Genomic DNA, 20,672 nt, shown 5'->3' on the forward strand with positions numbered 1-20,672 from the left:
CGGACACCCCAAACTGGCCGCGGCCAGGGTCGGGTCGGAGAATCGCGTGAGATTTCGCGCGCGGCCTTTGGCTCGCGGCGTGCTGCGTCGTGGGGATGCAGCCGCACGAGCGAAGGCGCGACGCGCACCGTAAGATGGAGCCCATGGCAGACAGCCCTGCTCTGAAGCTCGCGCATGTTCGTCCCGTGCGGCCCGCCGACTTTCCGTCGGCGGAACCCTGGGAGGAGCACTTGGGACAGTCGCAGCGCCACCTCGAACTTTGTTTCCTCCTCTTCGCGCTCTTGAAGCGTCTGGTCACGCCGGAGCACTCGTGCGGCTCGGACCAGTTCGTCTACTGGAACGCTCGGAGCAACCGCAGGCAGCTCGCCCCCGACGGCTACGTGAAGCTCGGCGTTCCGCACGAGGCGGTCAACTCCTGGAAGACGTGGGAGAAGGGGATCCCGGAACTTGCCGTGGAGATCTTGAGCCCCTCGGACACGCCGGAGCGGTGGACCTTCGAGGAGAAGCTCGAGCGGTACCACGAGCTCGGTGTGCGCGAGCTTGTGTGCTTCGACGTGGACGGCCGCGCGGGGGAGCGCCTTCGCGTGTGGGATCTCATCCAGGGCGATCTCGTCGAGCGCGTGGTCGAAGGTGAGTCGACGCCGTGCCTTGTGCTCTCGCACGCGCTCGGCGCGTCGATGGCCTGGACCGTCGCGCCGTTCGCTGGGCTTCCGGCGGCGCTCCGCTTGACGCGCGACGGCGCTCTCGTGGCGACGGCAGAAGAGGAGCGCGATGCGACGGCCCAAGAGCGAGACGCGACGGCGCACCAACGCGATGCCGCTGCCAAGGAGCGCGACGAGGCCGTTCAGCAGCGCGACGCGGCGGAGCGCGAGGCCAGCGCGCTTGCCGCGCGCGTGGCCGAGCTCGAAGCAAAGCTCAACGGGCGGTAGCGCGGTCCGTCCCGCTCACTCCGGCGCCTCCGCGCGCGCGCGCCAGGCGAAACCCAGGACGACGGCCATGCCCAAGTTGGCCACGCTGGCCGCGGCCCAGCGCCACGTTGGCTCGGCCGCCGCTGCCACGAACGCGAGCAGGTACACGATGGCTGCCGGGTAGACGCGCCGCTCGACCAGCACCGAGAGAAACGCCGCCACGAGGAACCACGTGAAGATGAACAGCGTGACGGTGTTGGCCACCGACAGGCCCATGTGGCGCGCGCCGAGCTGCAGCGCGAGCTGCGCCGCGAACACGAACACGATGGCCGACGCGAAGCGACGGTTTACGGCCGTCCGCAGAAGCGAGTCGCGGGCCCAGAAGGCCACAGCGCAGGAGATCGAACCCACGAGGAGCGACCAGCCGATGAGCAGCGTGTGACCCTGGGCCGCGGGCTCGCTGTAGCGAAGCTCGAGGTCGTGCCCCAGAATCGGCGCGAGTGCCCACAGAACGCCGAGGAGCATCGCCACAAACCGCCGCGTGCGGCGGCCTGTGAGGCGGCTTTGGTCTTGCTCGATGGCCAAGAAGCGCGCGCGCTCGTCGGCGGCGGCCCGTAGCGCGGCGGCGACGGCTTGCTCCAGCTCCGGCGGCGCGTCGGAGATCTCCGCGAGCGCGCCGGCGGCCGCTTGCGGCGCGTTGCGCGCGAGTTCGAAGCGCGCCACCGCCTCGGTGACGCGGCGGAGGCCCGTCTGCGCCTCGCCGTTGTCGGGGCTCGCGCGCAAGGCGGCCCGGTAACCGAAGCGGCACTCGGCGAAGATGCGGTGCACGCGATCGCCATCGCCGCTGGTGAGCGCGTCGTCGAGCTCGCGCGCGCGCGCGTCGGCCTCGAGGCTCAGCGACAGCGAGCCTCGGTGCCTCACGTACCACTCGACCTTCTTCTGAAAGTCGGCGGCCGACGCGAAGCGCGCCGACGGCTCGGCGGCTAGTGCTTGTTCGGCGACGCCCACGAGCGGCTTGGGCGCCGAATCAGGGAACGGAAACTTCGAGAGGCTCGCCGAGACGAGCATGGCGCGCACTGACGCGTCGGGCTCGCGGCCTTCTTGGCACCCATACGGGTGCGGTGGATGACCCGTCAGGATCTCGTAGAGCATGCCGCCCAAGAGGTAGACGTCGGAGCGCTCCGAGACGCGATGCATCGTGAGCCCGAACATCTCCGGCGCCATGTACGCGGGCGTGCCGGCGACGTCGCTCGAGCTGGTCGGCAGGCGCCCCTCGGGATCCTCCTTGAGGCTGACGGCCACGCCCCAGTCGAGGACGTAGACCTCGCCGAACGAGCCGATCATGACGTTCTCGGGCTTGAGATCGCGGTGCACAATGCCGCGGCTGTGGGCGAGGCTCACGGCGCTGGCGACGCGGCTCAAGATGCCGAGGTTCCACTCCAGCGGATCGACGACGCCGAAGCGCCGCGCGAGCTCGTCGGGGGCGTGCATGAGTCGATCCCACGTCTCGCCTTGGATGCGGCGCAGCACGATGGTGGGCGCGCCGCTCGTGTCGATGGCCAAGTCGTAGACGGGTACGATGTTCGGGTGCTCGAGGGAGCCGGTCACCCAAGCCTCGCGCACGAGGCGCAAGACCGCCGACTCGCTCGTGAGCGTCGGCCGGAGCGTCTTCACGGCCACCTCGCGCCCGAGCGAGCGCTGCACCGCGAGGCGCACGATGCCCATGCCGCCTTCGCCCAGCGTGGTGCCGACCTCGAGGCCTTGCGCGAGCGTGCGACCGGCGGAGGCTTGCGCCAACTCCTGCAGCGCCTTCAGGCCGCCCGTGTCGGCGGAGCGATTGGGCTCGATGGTCGCGAGGGGATCGGTCTTGCCCGCGCTATCCCTCGGCGAGGACAAGCCCAGCGTCCGGAGCAGCTCCTCCTCCGAGAGGGTCTGGAGCTCTTCGAGGGTCCGGCGCGGCACCGGCGCATCGTCCCCTTTGTTGAGCGCGACGGGAAGGGCTCAGCTCGCGGGCGTCGGCGTCGCGCCGGGTGCAGGCGCTTCCGGCAGGACCGGCGGAGCCGGCGCGGCGTACCCCGAGGCCTTCATGCCCGAGAGGATCGCGTCGACGAGGTCAGCCTGGAAGTCCAGCGTGTCTTTCGTCGCACCGACGGTGCCGAGAAGGCCGAGGGCCCGGCCGACCCACGCTTGCGTGCGATCGAGCGTCTGTCCCGTGACCTGGCCAACCGAGAGCTTCCCGAGATCGTCTTGGGAGAGCCCGTTGAGCGTGAGCTTCACGCTGCCGCCGTCAAGCGAGACGCCCGGCTGGAAGCCTTGGAGCGAGGGGCGCTTGCCGGTCTGCTCTTCCACGATGTCGGCCACGAACACGGGGACCATGGCCTTCGTGGAGTCGGGCAAGCTCGGGATGGCGAGCGGGTAGCGGACAGCGGCGGCGCCGTTGGCAATGTTCGCGTCGTCGATGGCTTGGCGCAGGTTCACGAGCATCGAACCGATGCGATCGCGGTAGATGGGCGGCACGTTGCCCGACGAGGTCTTGGCGCGCGTGAGCAGCTCCTTTTGTTTGGGCGAGACCTTCGCTTCGAGCTCCGAGGTGGCCTTCTCGCTCGCCGTGATCTCACGACGGAGCGTGGCCTTCTGAGACGCGGAGACGCCCTTCTCGTCCTTCTGCGCTTCGAGCTGCGCGGTCTTGGCGCGCGCCTGGGCGATCTCGCGACGGAGCGCCATGATCTCTTCGCAGGCGATGCCGAGGTTCGGGTCGATGACCGCGAGGACGCTGCGAGCGGGGCCGCTCGCCTTGGGCGCCGAGGCGGCCGCGGCCGGCGTCGTCTTCGCGCCCTTTGGGGCCTTGCTCGACGCGGCGCTCACGTTCGCGGCGGTCGTCGTTGTCGTGCCCGCCTTGGTCTTCTTGCCGCTCTTCGCGTCGGCCTTTGCATCGCCTTTGGTGGCGACGGGCGTGGGCGCAGCGGGCGCGGCCTTCGATTCGCGGCCAACCTTTGGCAAGAGATCGCTCCACACCTCGGCGGCGACGATGCGCGCTTGCTGCCCCTGGTAGATCGGGTGCATGCGGAGCGACTGGAGCTTCTGCGTCGCGTCTTCCTTGTTGGGCGCGGTCTTGTCGAGCCAGGTCGCGTCATCGGGCGTGGCGGTGCCGGTGAGGAGGCGGTCGACCTCCAAGGAGGTCTTTTCCGCGGCGTCGGCGCGGCGCACCACGACGCTCATCGGCGCGGGATCGCCAACGGCCCAAGCGACCTTCGGATTCGTCGCCGCGGCCAAGACGCCGCAGCCGGTCGTGACCGAGAGGAGCGTGGCGAGCAGCGCCGACGCGGACAACAGGCGGAGGAGGGCAGGGAGCGAGGTGCGCATGGATGGCACCGGGCTATACGAAGGGGCCGGCGGAAGCTTCCCGCGGGCGCCGACGTTACGGTGCGGCGTCCGCAATTTGCGCCGAAGCGCAAGCGGGCGCGGCGGCGCCCGGGGACGTGTCAGCGAGTGCGTCGCGCGGGGCGCGCCGCGGTGCGAGGCGGACGGCGCTTGAGGGCGGCGATGTCTTTCTCGCAGGGAGGAAGGCCAGCTTGGGTGAGGCCCACGGAGGCGCCGCCCGCGCTCGCCGAGCGAGGCGACGCGCCGAGTGACAGATCGTCAACGCCGGCGTGAACCTCCACCCTGCGACACGACAACTCGGCACTGCTGCGATCACAATGCCGCAGAAACATCGGCGATGGAGAGGGGGCGCGCGCGGTACGGATGCTGCTGGCGCACGCCGCATGGTTTGCAGTCCCTTGTTTCGGTCCGGAAGGTTCTCGGCGCTACTCATCGTTGCATTGCTCCTTCTCGACGGCTGCATCCTGTTTGCGGGTGACGGCGGCTCCGCGCCGCTGGACCTGCGCGGTGAAGCCGGCGGCGTCGCGCTTCTAACGGATGCCAGCATGGACTCCAGCGTTGAGGCGTGGCCCGCCGGTGGCCGGGGAAGTGGCGCGCGGTGCGGCGTGAACGGTCAAAACCAGTGCGGTCCCTTCATGATCTGCGACGTGGACGAAGGCTGCGTCGAGTGCGCGACCGATGAACAGTGCCCACGCTCGGCGCCCTCCTGCGTGAGCGGCAGCTGCGCGAGCTGCCGCAGCGCGCCGAGCGATGCCGCTGCGGATGCCGGTGCGGATGCGCCGCCGTGCCCGAGCGATACCCCAGCGTGTTGGCCTCGCGACCATCAGTGCCATGCCCGTTGCGCGTCGGCCGCCGAGTGCCCAAGCGAAGCCCCCATCTGCGATCTCGCAAGCGGGCAGTGTTGGGGGTGCCGTGGCGACGCCGATTGTCCCTCGGGCGTGTGCGGACCACGCACGAAGCAGTGCGTAGCCTGCCGCGACGACCACGACTGCCCGGCGACGCTGCCACGATGCCGTTCGCTGCGCGGCACCTGCGAGCAGTGCGCCTCGAACAGCGACTGCGGGCTCGCGGCGCCCATTTGCGATCCGGCCACGCTTAGCTGCCGCGTGGGATGCGTCTCCGATGCGCAGTGCCCCAATCAGCGATGCGACGTCGCGGGCGCCGTTTGCGTGCCGCTTGCGAATGCGATTCGAGACGCCGGGGCTGGCTGAGGCCGGCCAATGCGCTGCGACGGTGCGTCGTGACAGCCGCGAGACGAGATGAGGTCGCGTTCACGTCTCCCCTATCCCGCAGTCGCTCGCCGCCCGCCCGGACCGAGGTTCGACACCGGCACGCGCCTCGGGTAATAGCTCCGCATGGACTTGCTGCCGCGTTTTCCCGTCGTTGGGTTCGCGCTTGCTGCGGTCGTGGGCTTCGCGTTCGCGTGCACCGAGAGCGATCCCGCGCCCGCCGCCCCGCTCCCCGCGGCCTCCACGCCTCCGGCACCGACATCCCAGCCCACGACCCAGCCCACGTCCCCGGTGGTCGCTTCGGACGCTGGGCCGCCGGTCGACGCGGCCGCCGATGCGCCTCCGCCCACGGGGCCGCTCACCAAGCGGCTCGGCTGGCCGGCGACCACGCCCAGCAGCATCGCGAAGGATTTCGTAGGCAATGTGTACATTGCAGGAATCACGCGCGACGACATCGACGGCGCCCACGCGGGCAACGGCGACGCCTTCGTCGCGAAGATCAATGGGGGCTCTCTCAACGTCCTCTGGGCCAAGCGGATGGGGACGCCGGGCCCCGAGGGCTCGACGACGAGCCGCGCGCACGTCGCCGTGGGTCCTACCGGCAATGTCTTCCTCGCCTTCACGACGCGGGGCAGCTTTGCCGGGGCCGACGGTGGCGGCGAAGAGCGCGTGGTGCTCCAGTCGTACAACTCGAGCGGCGCGGTGAGGGCAGGCTTCCCGGTCGAAGTCGTGAACCCGCGCGGCGCAGGCCAGGGGACCATGAACCTCGCCGTGGACATCCAAGACAACGTCTGGCTCCTCGCGAACAGCGGCGATCGGAGCCTGGGCAAGACCGTCGCGTTCCGGGCCTTCGTGCACGGGTACACCGGCGATGGGTTGCAGCGCTTCGCCCCTGTCGACGTCAGCGGCACCATGGCCGCCGCCGACGAAGACCACTTCGCCGGCTCCCTTCGGCTGCCTGACAACACCACGTCAACGGGGAGTCCCGGTGATCTCTTCGTCATGGTCGGCTCCCGGTACGCGTCAGGCTCGGGACCGCGACGGGGCCTCGTCTCGAGCCTCACGACGGCGGGCGTCCCCCGGATCGCCGAAGCGGGCCTTGTGTGGCCCATCGAGCTGACGACCGGTGCCGCCGACGCCTTTCCAAGCAGCCTGTCAGTCGATCCGACAGGCAACGTCTTCGTCTTGGGCACGACCGGTGCTGCAACCTCCACGGTGTGGTCGTTCACCGAGAGTGGTGCAAACCGAGCGGGCTTCCCGCTCACGGTCACGTTGCCGTCGGCTCCCGACACGCGCGTCCTCGTTCACGCCGGCGACGTCACGGGGAACTTGTACTTCCTCGGCGAATCGAGCGGCGATCTCGGGCCGACGAAGGTCGGCGCCCGTGACTTGGTCGTGACCGCGGTCAATCCCTCGGGGACTAGCCGCGGTGGATATCCGGTGCAGTTTGGCTCCGCCGGCAACGACGTTCCGAGCGCGCTCGTCATTGACCTCGTCGGCCGCGGCTTCGCGACGGGCGTGCTCGACGACGACGCCGATACCTCCGAAGGTCGGGACGTCTTCGTTCACCGCTTTCCTTCGAACTGACGCGCCAGGACCGGGCAGGGCGCCCGTGCGCACTTCCGCAAAGTGCGCGTCGCGCGCCGCTCTTGGTGCGGCGCCGACGCCCTCACTTCGGGCAGGTCTGCGTGGTCCGGTCGGCAGGTGTGCAGACGCTTTGCGTGACGCGCTCGTTCTCGGCCGTGAAGGTCGGCGGGTACGTGGGCGGTGTGCAGCACGCCCACTCGCCCGAGCCGCCGCGGCACGACGAGGCGACGTTCGAATTGCATCGCGTGAAGCAATACGCGCCCGAGCCCGTGTCGATGCACGCCGACTCGCGGCCTTCGCGCGGCGGGCAGTCGCTCGACGTGCTGCAACGCGCCGAGCACATGCCGCCGGGGTAGTTGTTGACGCAGACGCCGCCGGGGATGGCCTTGCACGCTTCGGTGCGCGTGCACGGATCGCCGATCCACGCGCCCGTTGGGCCTTGCCCGCTGGGACCTTGGTACGCGGCGGCCCGCGTGTAGAGCTTCCAGATGTTCCAAAAGAGCCGGTTGCCGCCGTCCTCGGAGGGCGCCCACCCGTGGATCGAACTGGTACATCGCCGCCGTGCCTTCGTCGGCTGGCGTAACGCTCTTGCCGTCGACGGTGCGGCCCTCGCGCTCCTTGGCCCATCCGCCGGCGGTGACGCCGCCGTTGTTCTCCATGTCCGTCAGGATGATGCGGTATTGGCGCGCCAAGCAGTCGACCTGCCGATCGAAGCCCGCGAGGGCCGCGTCGCACGTGCCCGGGCCACGGCAACCGCAGCGAAAGAGGTACTCCACGCGGCCCGGCGCATCGATGGGGTAGTAGTCGAGCGCGACCAGGCCTTCCGCCATCTCGGCGCGCACCAGGAGCACGAGCGGATTGATGCGGTACTGCTCGGAGGCGTTGAGCAACGCGTCGATGGCGGAGAGGCCGTTCGAGAAATACGTCGCGAGAAAGCTGTCGCGTCCGTAGGGGTTCTTGCGGCTGGTCTTCTCCGTCGCGCGGTACGTGATGAGCGCGCGGAGGAGCTCCCCGGTGACGCTGCTGTCGGTGAGCTCATCGAGCGTGAGAATGTGGTTCGCGTCAAACGGCTCTCCCTCCGCCGGTGCCAGATCTTGCGCCGCCAGGTGCGACGTGGGCTCCGCCTTGGCGCACGCCACGGCGATGAGCGGCGCGGCAACGAACGCGACGAGTGAGCGGGGGAGTCGCATGCGAGGTGCGTTGAAAGGATGACCTTGTCGTTCGCGTGCCACAACCTTCTTTGGATGCATCGGCGGCGTCGCCGCGAACCAGCGCACTCGAGGGCACGGCGCCTTCGCGCCCCACGCGAGCTGCTTGCATTGGCTCAGTTTTTCGCCGCGAGCGTAGTCCACCGACGACGGGCTTGTGACGTCTAAGGTCGGCGCGGGGCTCTTCGAGCTCCAGCGCGAGGGTGCCAAGCCCCTTCGTGCTATGAGACCCGGGGGAGGGTGCTCAATGATCCGGTGGCTCAGACTGAGCGTGGTGGCGTTGGCTTTGGGGTGCACGGGACCGGCGGGTGAGGTCGGCCCGCAAGGAGCGTCCGGCGCTGGACAACCCGGACCCCAAGGCCCTCAAGGGCCTCAAGGACCGCCGGGGCCCGCCGGCGCCGCCGCCGTCTCTCCGGATGGCGGCCTCGCGAGCTGCACGCCCAACGCCCAGGTTGGGTGCTTCTGCCCGAGCGGCGCGAGCGGCTTCCAAACATGCGCATCGAATGGCCTGAGCTTCGGACCGTGCGCGTGTCCCGATGCGGGCGCGCTCCCCGACGCCGGCGGAGAAGCGGGCGCTCCGTTCTCGGTAGCCACGCTTCCGGGCCTCGTGGTCTGGCTCAAGGGCGACGTCGGGGTGGTCGACGACCTCCAGGCGCCGGGACGCGTCAAGCGCTGGCTCGACCAGTCGGGCAACGCGAACCACGCTGAAAAGTGGGGCGTGGATGGTCCGGTTCACGATCCGCAGGCACTCAACGGCATCGACGTCGTCGATCTGGGCAACGCGGATCAAGATGGCCTCGCCTTCGCCGACAGCCCAAGCCTGAAGATTGGAACGGGAGAGTTTGGCATGGTGTGGTTGGCGCACGTTCAGCCTAACCACGCGGCGGCCACGAACCTGCTGGTCAAGGGTGGCGGTTCGTTCTTCGTGACCATCTCCGCCACGCCGGGCCACTTCGACGTGAACGCGGGCGGCCTGGCGAGCGTCCTCATCCCGCCCACGATCCCGTCTTGGCAGATCTACTCCGTGCGCGGTCCGGCTCTGCGCCTGAAGGTCGGGACCAGCAGTGCAACCGGCCCAACCTCCACGGGCGATCTCAGCGCGGGCGGCGACTCGTGGGTGATGGTCAACCAGCCCACAGGACTCATCAAGCTCGCCGAGGTCATCATCGTTAAGGCCGCGCTCTCCGATACGCAGCTTGCGAGCGTCGAAGCGTACCTGAAGGCGAAGTACGCGCTCTGAGACTGGACCCATGCGGCGCCGCCTACTCCTTGCTGCGCTCGCGACGCAGGCGTCGTTCGCCGCGTGCGGTGCGCGCTCTGACTTGTCCGCTGGAGACGAGCTGAGCGCAGCCTCGACCGTCGACGCCGCAAGCGCTGCCCGCACCGACGGCGGCGCGGATGCGAGACGAGACGCAACGCCTGACGGCCCCGTGAGAGACGCGGGGCCCTTGCCCGGCCCGTGTCGCGTGGGTGAAGCGCCCGTCGTGCTCGCCGCGGGGCAAGACTTCCCCGAGAACGTCGTCGCCGACGCGACGCACGTTTTTTGGGCGAACAGCCGCGGCGGCGAGGTCTCTCGCGTGCCGAAGACAGGCGGTGCCGTACAGATCATCGCAACTCAGCAAGCGAGGCCGCGCGGCATCGCCGTGGACGATGCGTTCGTCTACTGGACCAACGTCATCGGTGGCGAAGTCCTGCGCGCACCCAAGCTGTCGGCCGGCAGAGCCCCCACCGTGCTCGCGTCACGGGAGCGCTTCCCCGAGGGCATCGCCGTCACGTCCGATGCGCTCTATTGGACCGGTGGAGGCGTCGGAAACGGACGTGTCATGCGGCTCGACACCGGCGCCGCTGCGCCGGACCTCATCGCGCGCGGCGCCGATCCCTACGGCATCGCGACCGACGGCACGTCGGTGTATTGGGTTGTGCAGTCCGGCGATCCAACGACGAGCCCGAGCGGAACCATCTCGCGGGTCTCCGTGACGGGCGGCGCGGTGACGCTCCTCGCCACGCGCGTCGCCACGCCGTACCACGTCGCCCTCGACGACGACTCGGTCTACTTCACGAGCAACGACGGCGTGTATTCGGTGGCCAAGGCCGGCGGGCCCGTGGCCACGCTCGCTGCGAAGCAGTTCTTTGCGCGAGGAGTGGCGGTCTTCGAGGACGACGTCTATTGGGCGGAAAACGGTCGCGGCAACATCTTCCGCGCGCCCAAGCGCGGTGGCGCCGCGACGCTCATCGGCACCGGCTCTGCGCCCCACGGCGTCTTCGTCGACGCATCGTGCGTCTACTGGGCCAACACCGGCGTCTCCAATACGCGCGGCGGGTCCATCATGCGGGCGCCGCGTCGCTGAGCCGTGATCCGCGCGCCGTCCCGGCGCAAATCGTTCGACCGCTACCGCGCTCGCTCGGGCCTTCGCGCCGTGAGCGGCGCTTTGACGATCAGCGCGCCGTCGTCGCTTCGCATCGACGCGTAGATGGCGCCCGTCGCGAGCACGAAGTCGAAAGCGCTGCCGTCGGGGAGCCGCGCGACGCGTTGCGGTGGATGCGCGATCTCCTTGTCGAGCGAGAAGACGTCGCCCCACTTGGTCTTGAAGTAGACGTACGCCGCGTCCATCGCGAGGGGACTATCGGCGGCCTCGGCCCACGCGACGCGCGTTGTGCCGCGCGCCTTGTCGAATCGTAAGAGGCCTTGGCCACCGAGCGAGATGAAGAGGTAGTTCGCGTCCGCGGCGAGCGCGACGATGCGCGTGGCGACGACGAGCGTGCCGCCTTGGAGCGGCACACGATCCGACACGCCGGACGCACGGTTGATGCGCACCACCGAGCCGCCGCCGGCCGCGCCCCCCGTGGCGACGTAGATCGACGACGCGTCGAGGATCATGGCCGTCGAAGTGCAGTCGCTGCGCTCGGCGCACACGGTGGCGCGCCTCGTCAGCGTGCCGTCGCGGTGAGCTTCCGCGACGTATTCGCTCCCGTCGCCGTCGCGGACGGTCACGTACGCGCCCGCGTCATCCATCGCCACGCGGGCACCGTCCGAGAGTCCCTCGAGGGTGGCCCATGGCTGCGCTTGGCCTCCCGCGAAGCGCACGAGCCGCGCGCTCGATGGATCGGCCGCACGTTCGAGCCACGCGACGCCGTTGCTGCTCGCCGCAGGCTCGCTGAGCGAGGTCCCCGTCGACACCACGCGGGCGGCGCCCGATGTGGCTCCACCCGATGCGGCTCCAAGGGAAACCATACGGGTCGCGTCGGCGGAGCGCGCGATGAGCTCGGCGCCAGCCCCGACGAGCCGCGGACCGCTGCGCGGCGGCGCGCCCTTGCCGGACTCGTCGGTCCAAACGACGGTCGTCGGCTCGACCTGCATGAGCGCGTCGTCGGTTTCCGCCTCTTCCGCGAGGGCGGGAGCGCCGCAGCCGAGGAGCGTCACGACGCACGCCGTGAGCGCGCCAGCAATAAGCCCCGTCCGCATGGTTGCCCATGAAGCAAGGGGCGAGCCGCTTGTTCGCCGCGCGAAGGCACGAAGGAACGCACGGCCCGTCGTGGGCTTGTGACGTTCGGGTGGATCAGTCGCCCGTCGGACCGAGGCGCGACTGCAGAAAACACCGGTCACCGCTCCTGATTCTTCCCCGAGTGGCAGGCGCGCGGCTACCCGTGGACCGCGTTTCCAAAGCGCCGCATCCACGCGTCTTCTTCCGCGCTGAGCGGGCCCTTCTCGAGGGCCGCCAAGTTCTCCGTGAGCTCGGCTTCGCTGCGAGGCCCCATGAGCACGACATCGACGTGTTCGCTCGAGAGGCAGAAGCGGTAACAGTCGCCGGCCGTCGCGGGCTTGTCGTCCCAGCCCCGCGGCGCCCTGAGGAGCTTGCGCCACGACGTCGCCGTGTACGCCACCACCGACGGCTGCCGCTTCGCGAGGTTCGGGAAGATGTCCTTCTCCGCGCCCGGGTGCGCCGCGTTGTAGCGAATCATCAGGACGTCGAAGGGCGACGCCAGCGCCAGCTCGCCGGCGCGGGGCCTGTCGTGGATCGAGAGACCAATCGAGCGGGCTTTTCCTTCTTCGCGGAGCTTCACGAGCTCGCTCAAGACCGCCTCGCTGAGCACCGACATGCGGCCGGCCCAGTAGATCTGGAGCACGTCGAGGTAGTCGGTCCCGAGCTCTTTCAAGAGCGCCTCGGCGCCGCGGCGGACCGAGCCTCCGAAATACGCGAGCGTCGGACCGGCAGCGATGACCATCTTCTCGCGATCGCGGGCGAGAGCGCGCCTCATGATCGGGAGCGCGCGCCTCGCGCTCCGTTGCCAGAAGACGTAGTTGATGCCGCGCTCGAAGGCCGCCTCAACGCCGGGGAGGGGGAGGCCGAAGTTCAGCGAGAGCCCCACCCGGTGGACGTCCTTTCCAACGGCCCGCATCGGGCGATGAAGGAACGACGCGGCGCCCATGGGCTACGCCTTGAGCGACTCGAGGGCGCGATCGGTCGGGGCCGCGTCGAGCCCTTCGATGGCGATGGTGGGACCGCGACGCGGCACCAAGAGCAAGCGGCACTGGCCGCGAAGGCCCGGGGCCAGGCCCGTCAGCACGAAATCGATGGCGACGCCCGCAACGACAATGCCGAGGCCCAAGGCCAAGAGCGACGGCGACGCCGAGCGCGTACCGTCGACGAAGAGCGAGACCCCGAGGTAGCTGCCGATGGCGAGCGCCAAGAGCCCTGCGTAGAACGCCAGCGCCGGGTAGCGAACCTCGCGCGCCGCGTGGATGAGGCTCGTCCGCTCGATGCGAACGCGTCGCTCGCGGAGCGTGCGCCCGAGCAGCTCGGTCTTGGTCTCGATCTCGACGCCGAGGGGCGAGAACGTAACGGTGGCCGGTCGCTTGAGCGCCAGCGCGACCTTGGCGAACGCGCGCGCGCCGGCCGACAAGAAGAGCAAGCCGGTTACGGCGAGCATCGCCGTCACGATGGGTGAGCGCGGGGAAGGGGCGAGTTGGCCGTCGAGCACGGCGCCCTCTTCGCGGCCGAGCGCGGCTTTCACCCAGCGGTCGGATACCTCACGGCGAAGGCGCGCCGCGAGCTTCTTGGCAACGCGCGATGACGACGACGCGATGGCGGCGGCGCCCACGAGGGCCTCGGCGCGCGCGAGCTGGCTTGTCTCGACGCGCCGAACGCGGGCTGCGATGGCGCCCCACATGCCGTCGGCGAGCTCGTCGCCGAGGGCTCGGTCGAGGTGCGCGAGCGCCACGAAGGGCGTGTTGGCGGCGAGCCACAAGAGATCCGTCGCGGCCTTGGTCTGCGCCGCGTCATCGTCGAGCGGCGCGCCGGCAAGGGCGTGGGCCGCGAGGGCCGAGAGCAAGTGGGCGTCGCCCTCCGTCTCGGGGCCGCGGCGCAAGAGCGCGCGGAGATCACCGAAGGGCGTGGTGCCTTCGTCCTCCGAGAGGCCGAGCGCGTCGAGCTTCGTCTTCGCGGTCTCGGGCCAGCCGGTGTAGCTTCGCGCCGACGCGATGGCTTGCGCCTCCTCGCCCACGATCGTTGCGAGCACGTCGAGGCGAGGGTGCTTGGCGAGGGCGTCGAATACGGCGAGGGCGCGGTCCACGGCGGCGGGGCGTCACGTTACCTCAATCGTCGGCCTGGGCCTTGAAAAACGCGTCCCGTGACATTGGACGCCGTACGCCCACGTGGGATTTCCGCGCACAAAGTTGGCCCGACGAAAGGCCATTGGCTACCGGGTGAGCATGCGTACCAAGTCCGAAGTGCTGGGCGACCTCCGGAACATGCTCCGCGACATCTTCGTCGCGAAGTCGAACGGCGAGACGCACGCTCGTCTCGCTCGCGCGCATGGCTACGTCGATGGCTACATGCGCGCCCTCATCGAGACGGGTCTCGCGGACAAGCAAGAGCTCGTCGAGATTGTCGCCGCCGAGCGCGAGCGATCCTCGGGCCCTGCGATGCGACCCTTTGCGGTGGTGGCCGATCCGTTCCCCTCTCCCCCCGTGAACGTGCCCGTGAACGTGCCCGGCAAGTCACTCGACATGACCGCCGTCGACATCGACGCGGGAACGCCGCGCACCGACGCGCCGCCGATGGCGATCGCCAGTGAACCGGCGAAGACCGCCGCGGCCTAGCGCTCTCAGAACGGGAGCACTGACACGTCGCCCGTGTAGACCCTTGCTCCGCGATCGAGAGAGCGCCAGTGGCTCACGACCTCGCGTGAGCCCGGCACGAGCTGAGGGAAGAAGCCTCCGAATCTCCCTGGCTGCGAGACCGTCGAGCGAACGAAAGCCTGGCCCGGAGCGCTCACCGCGCAGCGAAGCTCCAGCGCCGTTGCGTCTTGGTAGCAGATGGTGACCGCGCCCGCGTCGTCGACGCGGATGGTTGCGTCGTCGCCCACCACGTGTTTTCCGTCGGCGAAGGCCGCGCCAGTGGGCGTCGTGCCGTCGTCGACGACGTCGCGCGCCACCACGTTGACGCCGCCCTTCGCGACGAGGTGCACGAGGCTCTCCTTGGTGCCGTCGACGCAGGCGATGTGCCACTCGTCGGACGCGGTGATGAAGAGCGACGCGCCGAGGCCCACGTCTCCGGTGTCTTTGGCCGAGCCATCGGCGCGCGAGCCGGTCTCGCCGTCCAAGATGTGGCGCTCGAAGGAGTCGCCGCGCGGCGTGAACGACAACAGATTTCCGTGCGGCCGATCGTAGGCCACGATGCCGATGCCGGAGGGCCCGACGGCCGCCGAGAGGTAGATCCCCACCGCGTCGGGGTGCGATTGAACGAGCGGATCGCTGTGCGTGTCGAGGCACGCCGGCACGCCACCGTCGCCTGGCAAACACGCCGTGCCGGCTGCGCACGCGGGCGCGCAGCCGCCGAGGGTCTTCGTGCACGCGCGCATCGCCTTCGAGCAGGCCTCACCGCCGGCGCATGTGCCAGCCCAACACGGCGTGTCGTCGTCGACGGACACGTCAGTGAAGGTCCAGTCGCTCTGCGCGTTCGGGCGGGAGGTGCGGCTCTTGCCGAGGACGATGCGGCTCCGTTGCTTGCCGCCTTGCCCAGGCTCGACCACGAGGAAGATCACGACGGGCTTGTTTTCGACCACGAGCAGTTTCGCGTAGCGGCCGATGTCGGTCTTCGATTTTTCAAAGACCACATGGCTTTGCCAGCGACCTTCACCCTTGTGGGCAAACTTCAAGGTTCGATGGGTCGCGTCGTGGTACGCGATGAGCGGCGTCTCGCCTTCGCCGAGCGCGAGGCTCGTCCAAAGGCCCACGTCATCGCCCGGCTCCGTCTCGCCACCGCGGAACCCTTGGCGGTCCGCCGTCGGGCATGTGCCATCGGTGCGTGCTGGCACACCGTCGACGAACTCCCACGCAACGGCGCCCTTGGCCTTGTCGAAGGTGCCGAAGACCAAGTCGCCGTAGAGACCGGTGGCTACGTCGCCGATGTTCGCGTCGGCATAACCGCTTACGTAAAGGGTTCCGCTCTTCGCTTTGGCGAGCGAGGTGTACGCGCCAACCATGCCGACGGGTAGCGGAGGACCGCAGGGGTCCTTGCATGACGGACCGCACAGGGCCGGCTCCGCCTCGTCGCTGCACGAGCACGCGGGCACGAGCGGCAAGAGTGCGAGACCCGACACGGCGGCCACGGCCTGCCAGGACACGGCGAGCCCTCGGCCGCCCGCGCGACGACGGCGAAGGAGCGCGATGCCCAAGAGCGTTGCGGCACCGAAGAGCGCGAGCCCCTCGCCGGCGCCGACGGGCGAGAGGCCCGCAGCGCGGCATCCGCACGCCGCCGCAGGAGCCGCACCCGCCAGGGTGGGATCGTTTCGCCCGCGGATGAGCGTCAAGGCGACGCGGCCGATGTTGCCCTCTTCGTCTTTGACCTCGACGGTCGCGCGGCGCGCCGAGCCGGTGCTTATGGAAGCGAGGTTGTCCACGGCGAGCCACGGACCGAAGGCGTCGTCGTCGAGCTGAACGCGACCGCGGAGCGCCGCGCGGTCCGAGACGAAGTCGCGGGCGTCGACGCGGAGCGTCCCCGAGCGCGGCTCGGCCACGTCGAGATCGGGCGCGAGCGCGTCAATGACGAAGGGCGCCTCGGCAGGCGTCACGTCCTCGGTGGAGGCCTGGCCGGCCACGCGAGCCCAGACGCGGAGCTTGTGGCGCCCTTGAAGCGACAGCTCGTCCTTGCGAATGTCGACCTCGCGGGCCGCAGACCACGCGCTGCGGGCGCCTTGGTCGATGGCGTACGAGAACTCCACGTCGCGCGGTCGGCCTTCGCCGTCGCGATCGCTGGCCGACGAGAAACGCGCCCGAAGGCGCGGCAACGTGGCGCGCGACAGCGTCGAGAGGCTCATGCCGTCCTTCTGGACCTCGAGCTCCTCCAGATCGGCGCGGGCGCCGGCGGGTGCCGGTGTGGCAGGGCCCTTCTCGAGGTTCGCGAAGATCCCAAGGAACAGATCTTCGCCCTTCTTGAGGCGCCGAATGCCGCCATCGGGGATCGTGAGGCGAAGGCCCGGCGTGCCGAGGGCGCCGGCGAGATCGACGGGCGCGATGTTGCCGCCGACCTGGTTGGTGAGCCCGCCGACGACGGTCTCGAGGGCGCTCGTGATCTTGGCCGGGTCTTCCGAGAGCATTTCACTGGCGGTGACTTTCGCGTTCGCGACCCCCATCTCACCAACGACCGGCAAGAGGCCGCCGTTCGGGTTCTTCTCGTCTTTCGCGGTCTGGAGGTTGATCGGGATCGATAGATCGGCGGTGAACGTCAAGACGCGAACGAATCGGTCGAGGTGGAAGACGTAGAAGTCGATGGCGAAGCGATCGAGCTTCAAACGCAAGAGCGGATCGGTCTTGAGGTCGGCGCCGGTGCCGAGCTCGATGCGGGGCGGCACTTGAGGCCGCGTCGCGATGGCCATGGCGGCGCCGCGCTGTTCGAAGGTGAGGTTCTTGAGCGACGGTATGACGACGCTGAGGAGCCCCGTCTTCAGCGCGTCGACTTGCTCCGTGGTCGCGCCCAGGCAGAGCGCGCCGCTCGAGTAGATGCCGCTGAGCAGGTAGTCGAGGAAGCGGCCCGAGAGGGCGAAGCCCAAGTGGGGCCCCGTGGTGCCGGCGGGCCACGGCGTGATGGCGTTCGCGCGGAGCTCGTCGGGCGTGGGAATGCCGACGGGGAAGGTGGGCGTCACCGGCGGCACGCACTTCGAGATGACGGTGGGCTTCGAGCCGCCGAAGAGCGTGAACGTCATGCCGTTGGGCGTGTGGCCCGCGTAGCCCGCGTCGTCGGCGCCGAGGCCCGGCGCCGGATCGAGCGGACCGTTCGCGGCGAACAGGTAGTCGAGCGTGCCGTCACCAGACAATCCGCCGAGCGCTGACTCCAGGCGACCTGCGGTGCCGAGAAGCTTCGCGGCGCAGACGCTCGTCTTGGTGGCGAAGACGCAGAGGCCGTCGCGCGGCAACGTGCCCTTGGGGCATTGCGGCGTCTTCGTGACGTCGGGGAGCTCGCACAAGCTCGTCTTGAGCTGCGCCTTCAGTTGATCGCCAAGCGCTCCGGTTTGGAGCGCGTCGACGGCGCTCTTCTTGGCTTGGTCCACGATGAAGCCGCACAGGCCGATGGTGTCGAAGACGGCGCCGCAGGTGGCGCAGATGGCGATGTCTTCGCCGCCGATCTTCACGTCGATCTTCGCCGCGTCGATGTCGATCTTGGTGTAGCCGTCGCGCGGCTCGAGGGTCTCGGCGACGATGGGGAGCGTCACGTCGAGGGGAAACTTCTTCCATGCGACGTCGGGGACGGTCTTCGTCAGCGGATTGCCGTTGGCGGGATCATGCAAGCAACCGGCGTCGCTCACGGCGCCGACGCCCACAGCGCCGGTGACCACGTCGGTGACCGGCAGGCCGGGCACCCCCGTATAGTCGACCGCGATGGGCAGCTTCGAGAGGCGAACGGGCACCTCGCCGTGGAGGCGCACCACGTTGGGCAACACGGCGTCGAGCTGGAAGCTCGCCTTGCCCATGTCGACCTCGACCTCGCAATCGGGCGGCGTCGCGTTGGGCTTCGGGCCCGCGGGGCAAATGCGGATCGTGTACGGCGTTCCGCCGTCGGCCGCGCCCGCCTGTTGCGACGTCGGGATCGGGAAGGTCGTGACGCCGCCCGCATCGACGACGCCGCCGTCGGCCGCGAGGAGCGTCCCCGCGAGCGAGGGCGCGCTTTCGGCAAGGAAGTCCAGGCCGCTCCGCGTCACGCGCACCGCGCCGGCGCCGGGGACGCGCTCGTTTCGCGCGAAGGCCTCAGGGGAAGACGTACCGCAGCCTGAGGCCGCCGTGCCGGCGCCGCCGCAGGCGGTGAGCAGGATCGCGATGGCAAGGAGGAGCTTCTGTAGCGACCGTGACATCGTTCACCCCAAGGAAAGCGGCCGTCGGGCGGCAAAACACGCCGTACGCGGACGGCGTGGTCTACGTCATTCACAGGGGGGTCGCACGGGATTTCGCCGGCGTTTGGGGGGTAATACGCTGCTCCCGTCGCGCCCGCCTCGCGGGAGAAAATCGTCCGTCGGCGTGCGCGCCCGCGCGGCGTCAGTGTCCGAGCAAGCTCACTCGCCGTCGTCGTCCTCGTACTCGAAGCGGTAGCAGGCGCCGTCGTGTCGCCAGTCTTCGACGTTCTCGGATTCGCGCTGGAACCACAGAAACGGCGGCGTGTACGGGCCCATGCCGGGGTTGTCGCCACCGACGACGGCGTCGAGCTGGGCGCCTTCGAGCCCCATCAGAAGCGAGTCGGTCTTTGCCGAAGTGGTGGTGCTCATGATGAGTTCCTTTCGAGGCGGGGGTCTGGGTCCGCGACGAGAGGTAGAGCAGGGCACGTGCCAGCGCGGGCGGGGTGCATTTACGGTCCCGTTGGGGGCCCGACCCGGCGGCTCTTTCACCTGGGCCGCAAATCAACAGGGGCCCGAAAAGCGTCGCGTGCGGTCGCGTACGAACCGTCCCGTTTGGGTCATCCTGATCGCCCTTGACGCTGGGCCGGGGACGGACCCATTCGCGCCGCTTCGTGCGTCGGCGAAGACGCGATTGCGCGCGTGCCGACTGCGTCAGCGGAGGACGTCAGCGACGCGAGCCGCTCAGCCGCCGGTGGCGGCGTCGCTCGGCGCGTCTTGCGCCGCGTCGGTCGCGCTGTCCGTCGACGCCGGTGCGTCGCTCGGCGCGTCAACCGACGCATCCGTCGTGGCATCGCTGCCAGCGTCCGGGGGCGTGGTCGTCTTGCCCTGGCACTCCGGCGTGCTGGACCCGTCGTTGATGATCGACGCGCTAGCCGCGAACGTGGCCGCGAGCCAGAAGGAGTCGGCGCAGTCGCCAGCCTTCTTCGACGTCGAGCAATAGTCGCCCTTCGCCGCCACCTTGCCGTCGGCGCCGCGGGGGCACTTGTTCTGCGCGTTCTTGGGCGCCTTCGTGAGGACGACGCACAAGCTCGAGCTCAAGTCGCGGACCTCGACCTCGTCGGCCTCTTCGATCGTGATGTACGCGCCAAGGCTCCCGGCCGTGTGCCACTTTTGGCACGCCGTCGGGTCGTCGCTGCAGTCCTTGGAGACGCCACCGGGCGCGAACTTGCCAACACAATTGCCGTCAGCCGAAATGGTGATCTTCTTGAAGGTCGCGTCGCTGAGCGGCAAAACGACGACATTGTTGATGTCGCCACCGACGAAGATCGGCACGTTCAGCTTGGGGATCGAGGCCGTGTCGAAGCTGTCGCCCGTGAACGTCGCCTTGCTCTTCGCCGACTCGACGGTGATGGACCCGCGCTTCTGCTGGTAGAAGCAATAGCCTTTGGCGAACGGATCATCGACGGGCGGCGCCCCTCCCGTGGTCATCTCGCCGGCTGTCTTGTCGACGCGGAGCAGCCAGTTGAACGCGCCTTGCCCTGTTTCGCCACAGAAGGGTCCGCCCTTGCCATTGGCCTTGAGGTCGAGGTTCTTGGTGACGACGACGTTCTGGATGAACGGATCGGCGAGGGCCGCCGGCGCTGCGATGTTGAGGCGGCGCATGCGCAGATCGATGACCGACTTGCCCTTGTTGTCCGAGAGGGGCATGCACGTCGACTGATCGCCGCACTTCGCTTCGATCTTGCAGCAGCTCGAGGTCTTCGTCTCGGAGCAGATGCCGCTCGCCGTCGCCGGGCACTCGGCGAGGGGCTTGCCGTCGGGACCGGCGGGGCGCGGATCGCAGTCCGGCGTCGGGAACTCTCCGGGGCCTGCGAAGCAGCCACCGCTGGCGCCCGTCGGCGGCGTCGGGTTCTTCTCCGGCGGGTCGAAGCCGCAGGCGAAGACGAGCGCCGTGAGGCCCGTGGTGGCAAGACCGAGAACGATGAAGTGAGATCGTTTCATGGACCGGAGCTCCGAGGCAGGCGGCAACAAGC

General features: G+C 69.4%; 15 protein-coding genes. 6 read left to right on the plus strand and 9 right to left on the minus strand.

Going from position 1 to position 20,672, the window contains the following annotated elements; genetic code table 11:
• Positions 1-230 precede the first annotated feature (230 nt).
• A complete protein-coding gene (locus tag IPG50_00645; protein ID MBK6690711.1) occupies positions 231-929 on the plus strand; it encodes a Uma2 family endonuclease in 699 nt (232 codons plus the stop codon).
• A 15-nt stretch (positions 930-944) separates the two neighbouring features.
• Here IPG50_00645 and IPG50_00650 read toward each other — a convergent pair whose 3' ends face one another.
• On the minus strand, positions 945-2,870 hold the full coding sequence (locus IPG50_00650) for a serine/threonine protein kinase (GenBank protein ID MBK6690712.1): 1,926 nt from the start codon (positions 2,868-2,870) through the stop codon (positions 945-947).
• Positions 2,871-2,909: 39 nt separating this feature from the next.
• Positions 2,910-4,271 carry a hypothetical protein gene (locus IPG50_00655; protein MBK6690713.1) on the minus strand — a complete coding sequence of 454 codons (1,362 nt, stop codon included), beginning with the start codon at positions 4,269-4,271 and terminating at the stop codon, positions 2,910-2,912.
• Between the two features lie 458 nt (positions 4,272-4,729).
• Here IPG50_00655 and IPG50_00660 point away from each other — a divergent pair, with 458 nt between their 5' ends.
• A complete protein-coding gene (locus tag IPG50_00660; GenBank protein MBK6690714.1) occupies positions 4,730-5,500 on the plus strand; it encodes a hypothetical protein in 771 nt (256 codons plus the stop codon).
• A 144-nt stretch (positions 5,501-5,644) separates the two neighbouring features.
• Positions 5,645-7,105, plus strand: coding sequence for a hypothetical protein (locus IPG50_00665; protein MBK6690715.1), 1,461 nt, complete (start codon positions 5,645-5,647; stop codon positions 7,103-7,105).
• Here IPG50_00665 and IPG50_00670 read toward each other — a convergent pair.
• Positions 7,084-8,295, minus strand: coding sequence for a hypothetical protein (locus IPG50_00670; protein ID MBK6690716.1), 1,212 nt, complete (start codon positions 8,293-8,295; stop codon positions 7,084-7,086). The two genes, IPG50_00665 and IPG50_00670, sit on opposite strands and share 22 nt — an antisense overlap.
• Positions 8,296-8,560: 265 nt before the next feature.
• On the opposite strand from IPG50_00670, the gene IPG50_00675 reads away from it, so the two are divergent.
• Both IPG50_00675 and IPG50_00680 read left to right on the plus strand, forming a co-directional pair.
• A complete protein-coding gene (locus tag IPG50_00675; GenBank protein ID MBK6690717.1) occupies positions 8,561-9,553 on the plus strand; it encodes a hypothetical protein in 993 nt (330 codons plus the stop codon).
• A 10-nt stretch (positions 9,554-9,563) separates the two neighbouring features.
• Positions 9,564-10,661, plus strand: coding sequence for a hypothetical protein (locus IPG50_00680; GenBank protein MBK6690718.1), 1,098 nt, complete (start codon positions 9,564-9,566; stop codon positions 10,659-10,661).
• 41 nt (positions 10,662-10,702) lie between these two features.
• Here the strand turns inward: IPG50_00680 and IPG50_00685 are convergent, their stop codons facing one another.
• From IPG50_00685 to IPG50_00695, 3 genes are all read right to left on the minus strand, one after another.
• Positions 10,703-11,776 (minus strand): hypothetical protein, encoded by a 1,074-nt coding sequence (locus tag IPG50_00685; protein MBK6690719.1) that lies wholly within the window; start codon positions 11,774-11,776, stop codon positions 10,703-10,705.
• A gap of 176 nt (positions 11,777-11,952) precedes the next feature.
• The gene (locus tag IPG50_00690) at positions 11,953-12,741 is read right to left on the minus strand and encodes an aldo/keto reductase (GenBank protein MBK6690720.1); all 789 of its coding nucleotides are present in this window, start codon (positions 12,739-12,741) and stop codon (positions 11,953-11,955) included.
• Positions 12,742-12,744: 3 nt separating this feature from the next.
• Positions 12,745-13,884: a hypothetical protein gene (locus IPG50_00695; protein ID MBK6690721.1), complete on the minus strand. Its 1,140-nt coding sequence runs from the start codon at positions 13,882-13,884 to the stop codon at positions 12,745-12,747.
• Positions 13,885-14,023: 139 nt separating this feature from the next.
• Here IPG50_00695 and IPG50_00700 point away from each other — a divergent pair, with 139 nt between their 5' ends.
• Positions 14,024-14,413, plus strand: coding sequence for a hypothetical protein (locus IPG50_00700; GenBank protein MBK6690722.1), 390 nt, complete (start codon positions 14,024-14,026; stop codon positions 14,411-14,413).
• Positions 14,414-14,418: 5 nt separating this feature from the next.
• On the opposite strand, the gene IPG50_00705 is transcribed toward IPG50_00700, so the two are convergent.
• The 3 genes from IPG50_00705 to IPG50_00715 all read right to left on the minus strand — a co-directional run bounded on the left by IPG50_00705 (position 14,419) and on the right by IPG50_00715 (position 20,640).
• Entirely contained in the window at positions 14,419-18,660 is a 4,242-nt protein-coding gene (locus IPG50_00705; GenBank protein MBK6690723.1) for a hypothetical protein, read from the minus strand.
• Positions 18,661-18,858: 198 nt separating this feature from the next.
• Positions 18,859-19,068 (minus strand): hypothetical protein, encoded by a 210-nt coding sequence (locus IPG50_00710; GenBank protein MBK6690724.1) that lies wholly within the window; start codon positions 19,066-19,068, stop codon positions 18,859-18,861.
• Between the two features lie 312 nt (positions 19,069-19,380).
• On the minus strand, positions 19,381-20,640 hold the full coding sequence (locus tag IPG50_00715; protein ID MBK6690725.1) for a hypothetical protein: 1,260 nt from the start codon (positions 20,638-20,640) through the stop codon (positions 19,381-19,383).
• Positions 20,641-20,672 lie beyond the last annotated feature (32 nt).

The organism is Myxococcales bacterium (assembly GCA_016703425.1).
Lineage (GTDB): Bacteria > Myxococcota_A > Polyangia > Polyangiales > Polyangiaceae > JADJCA01.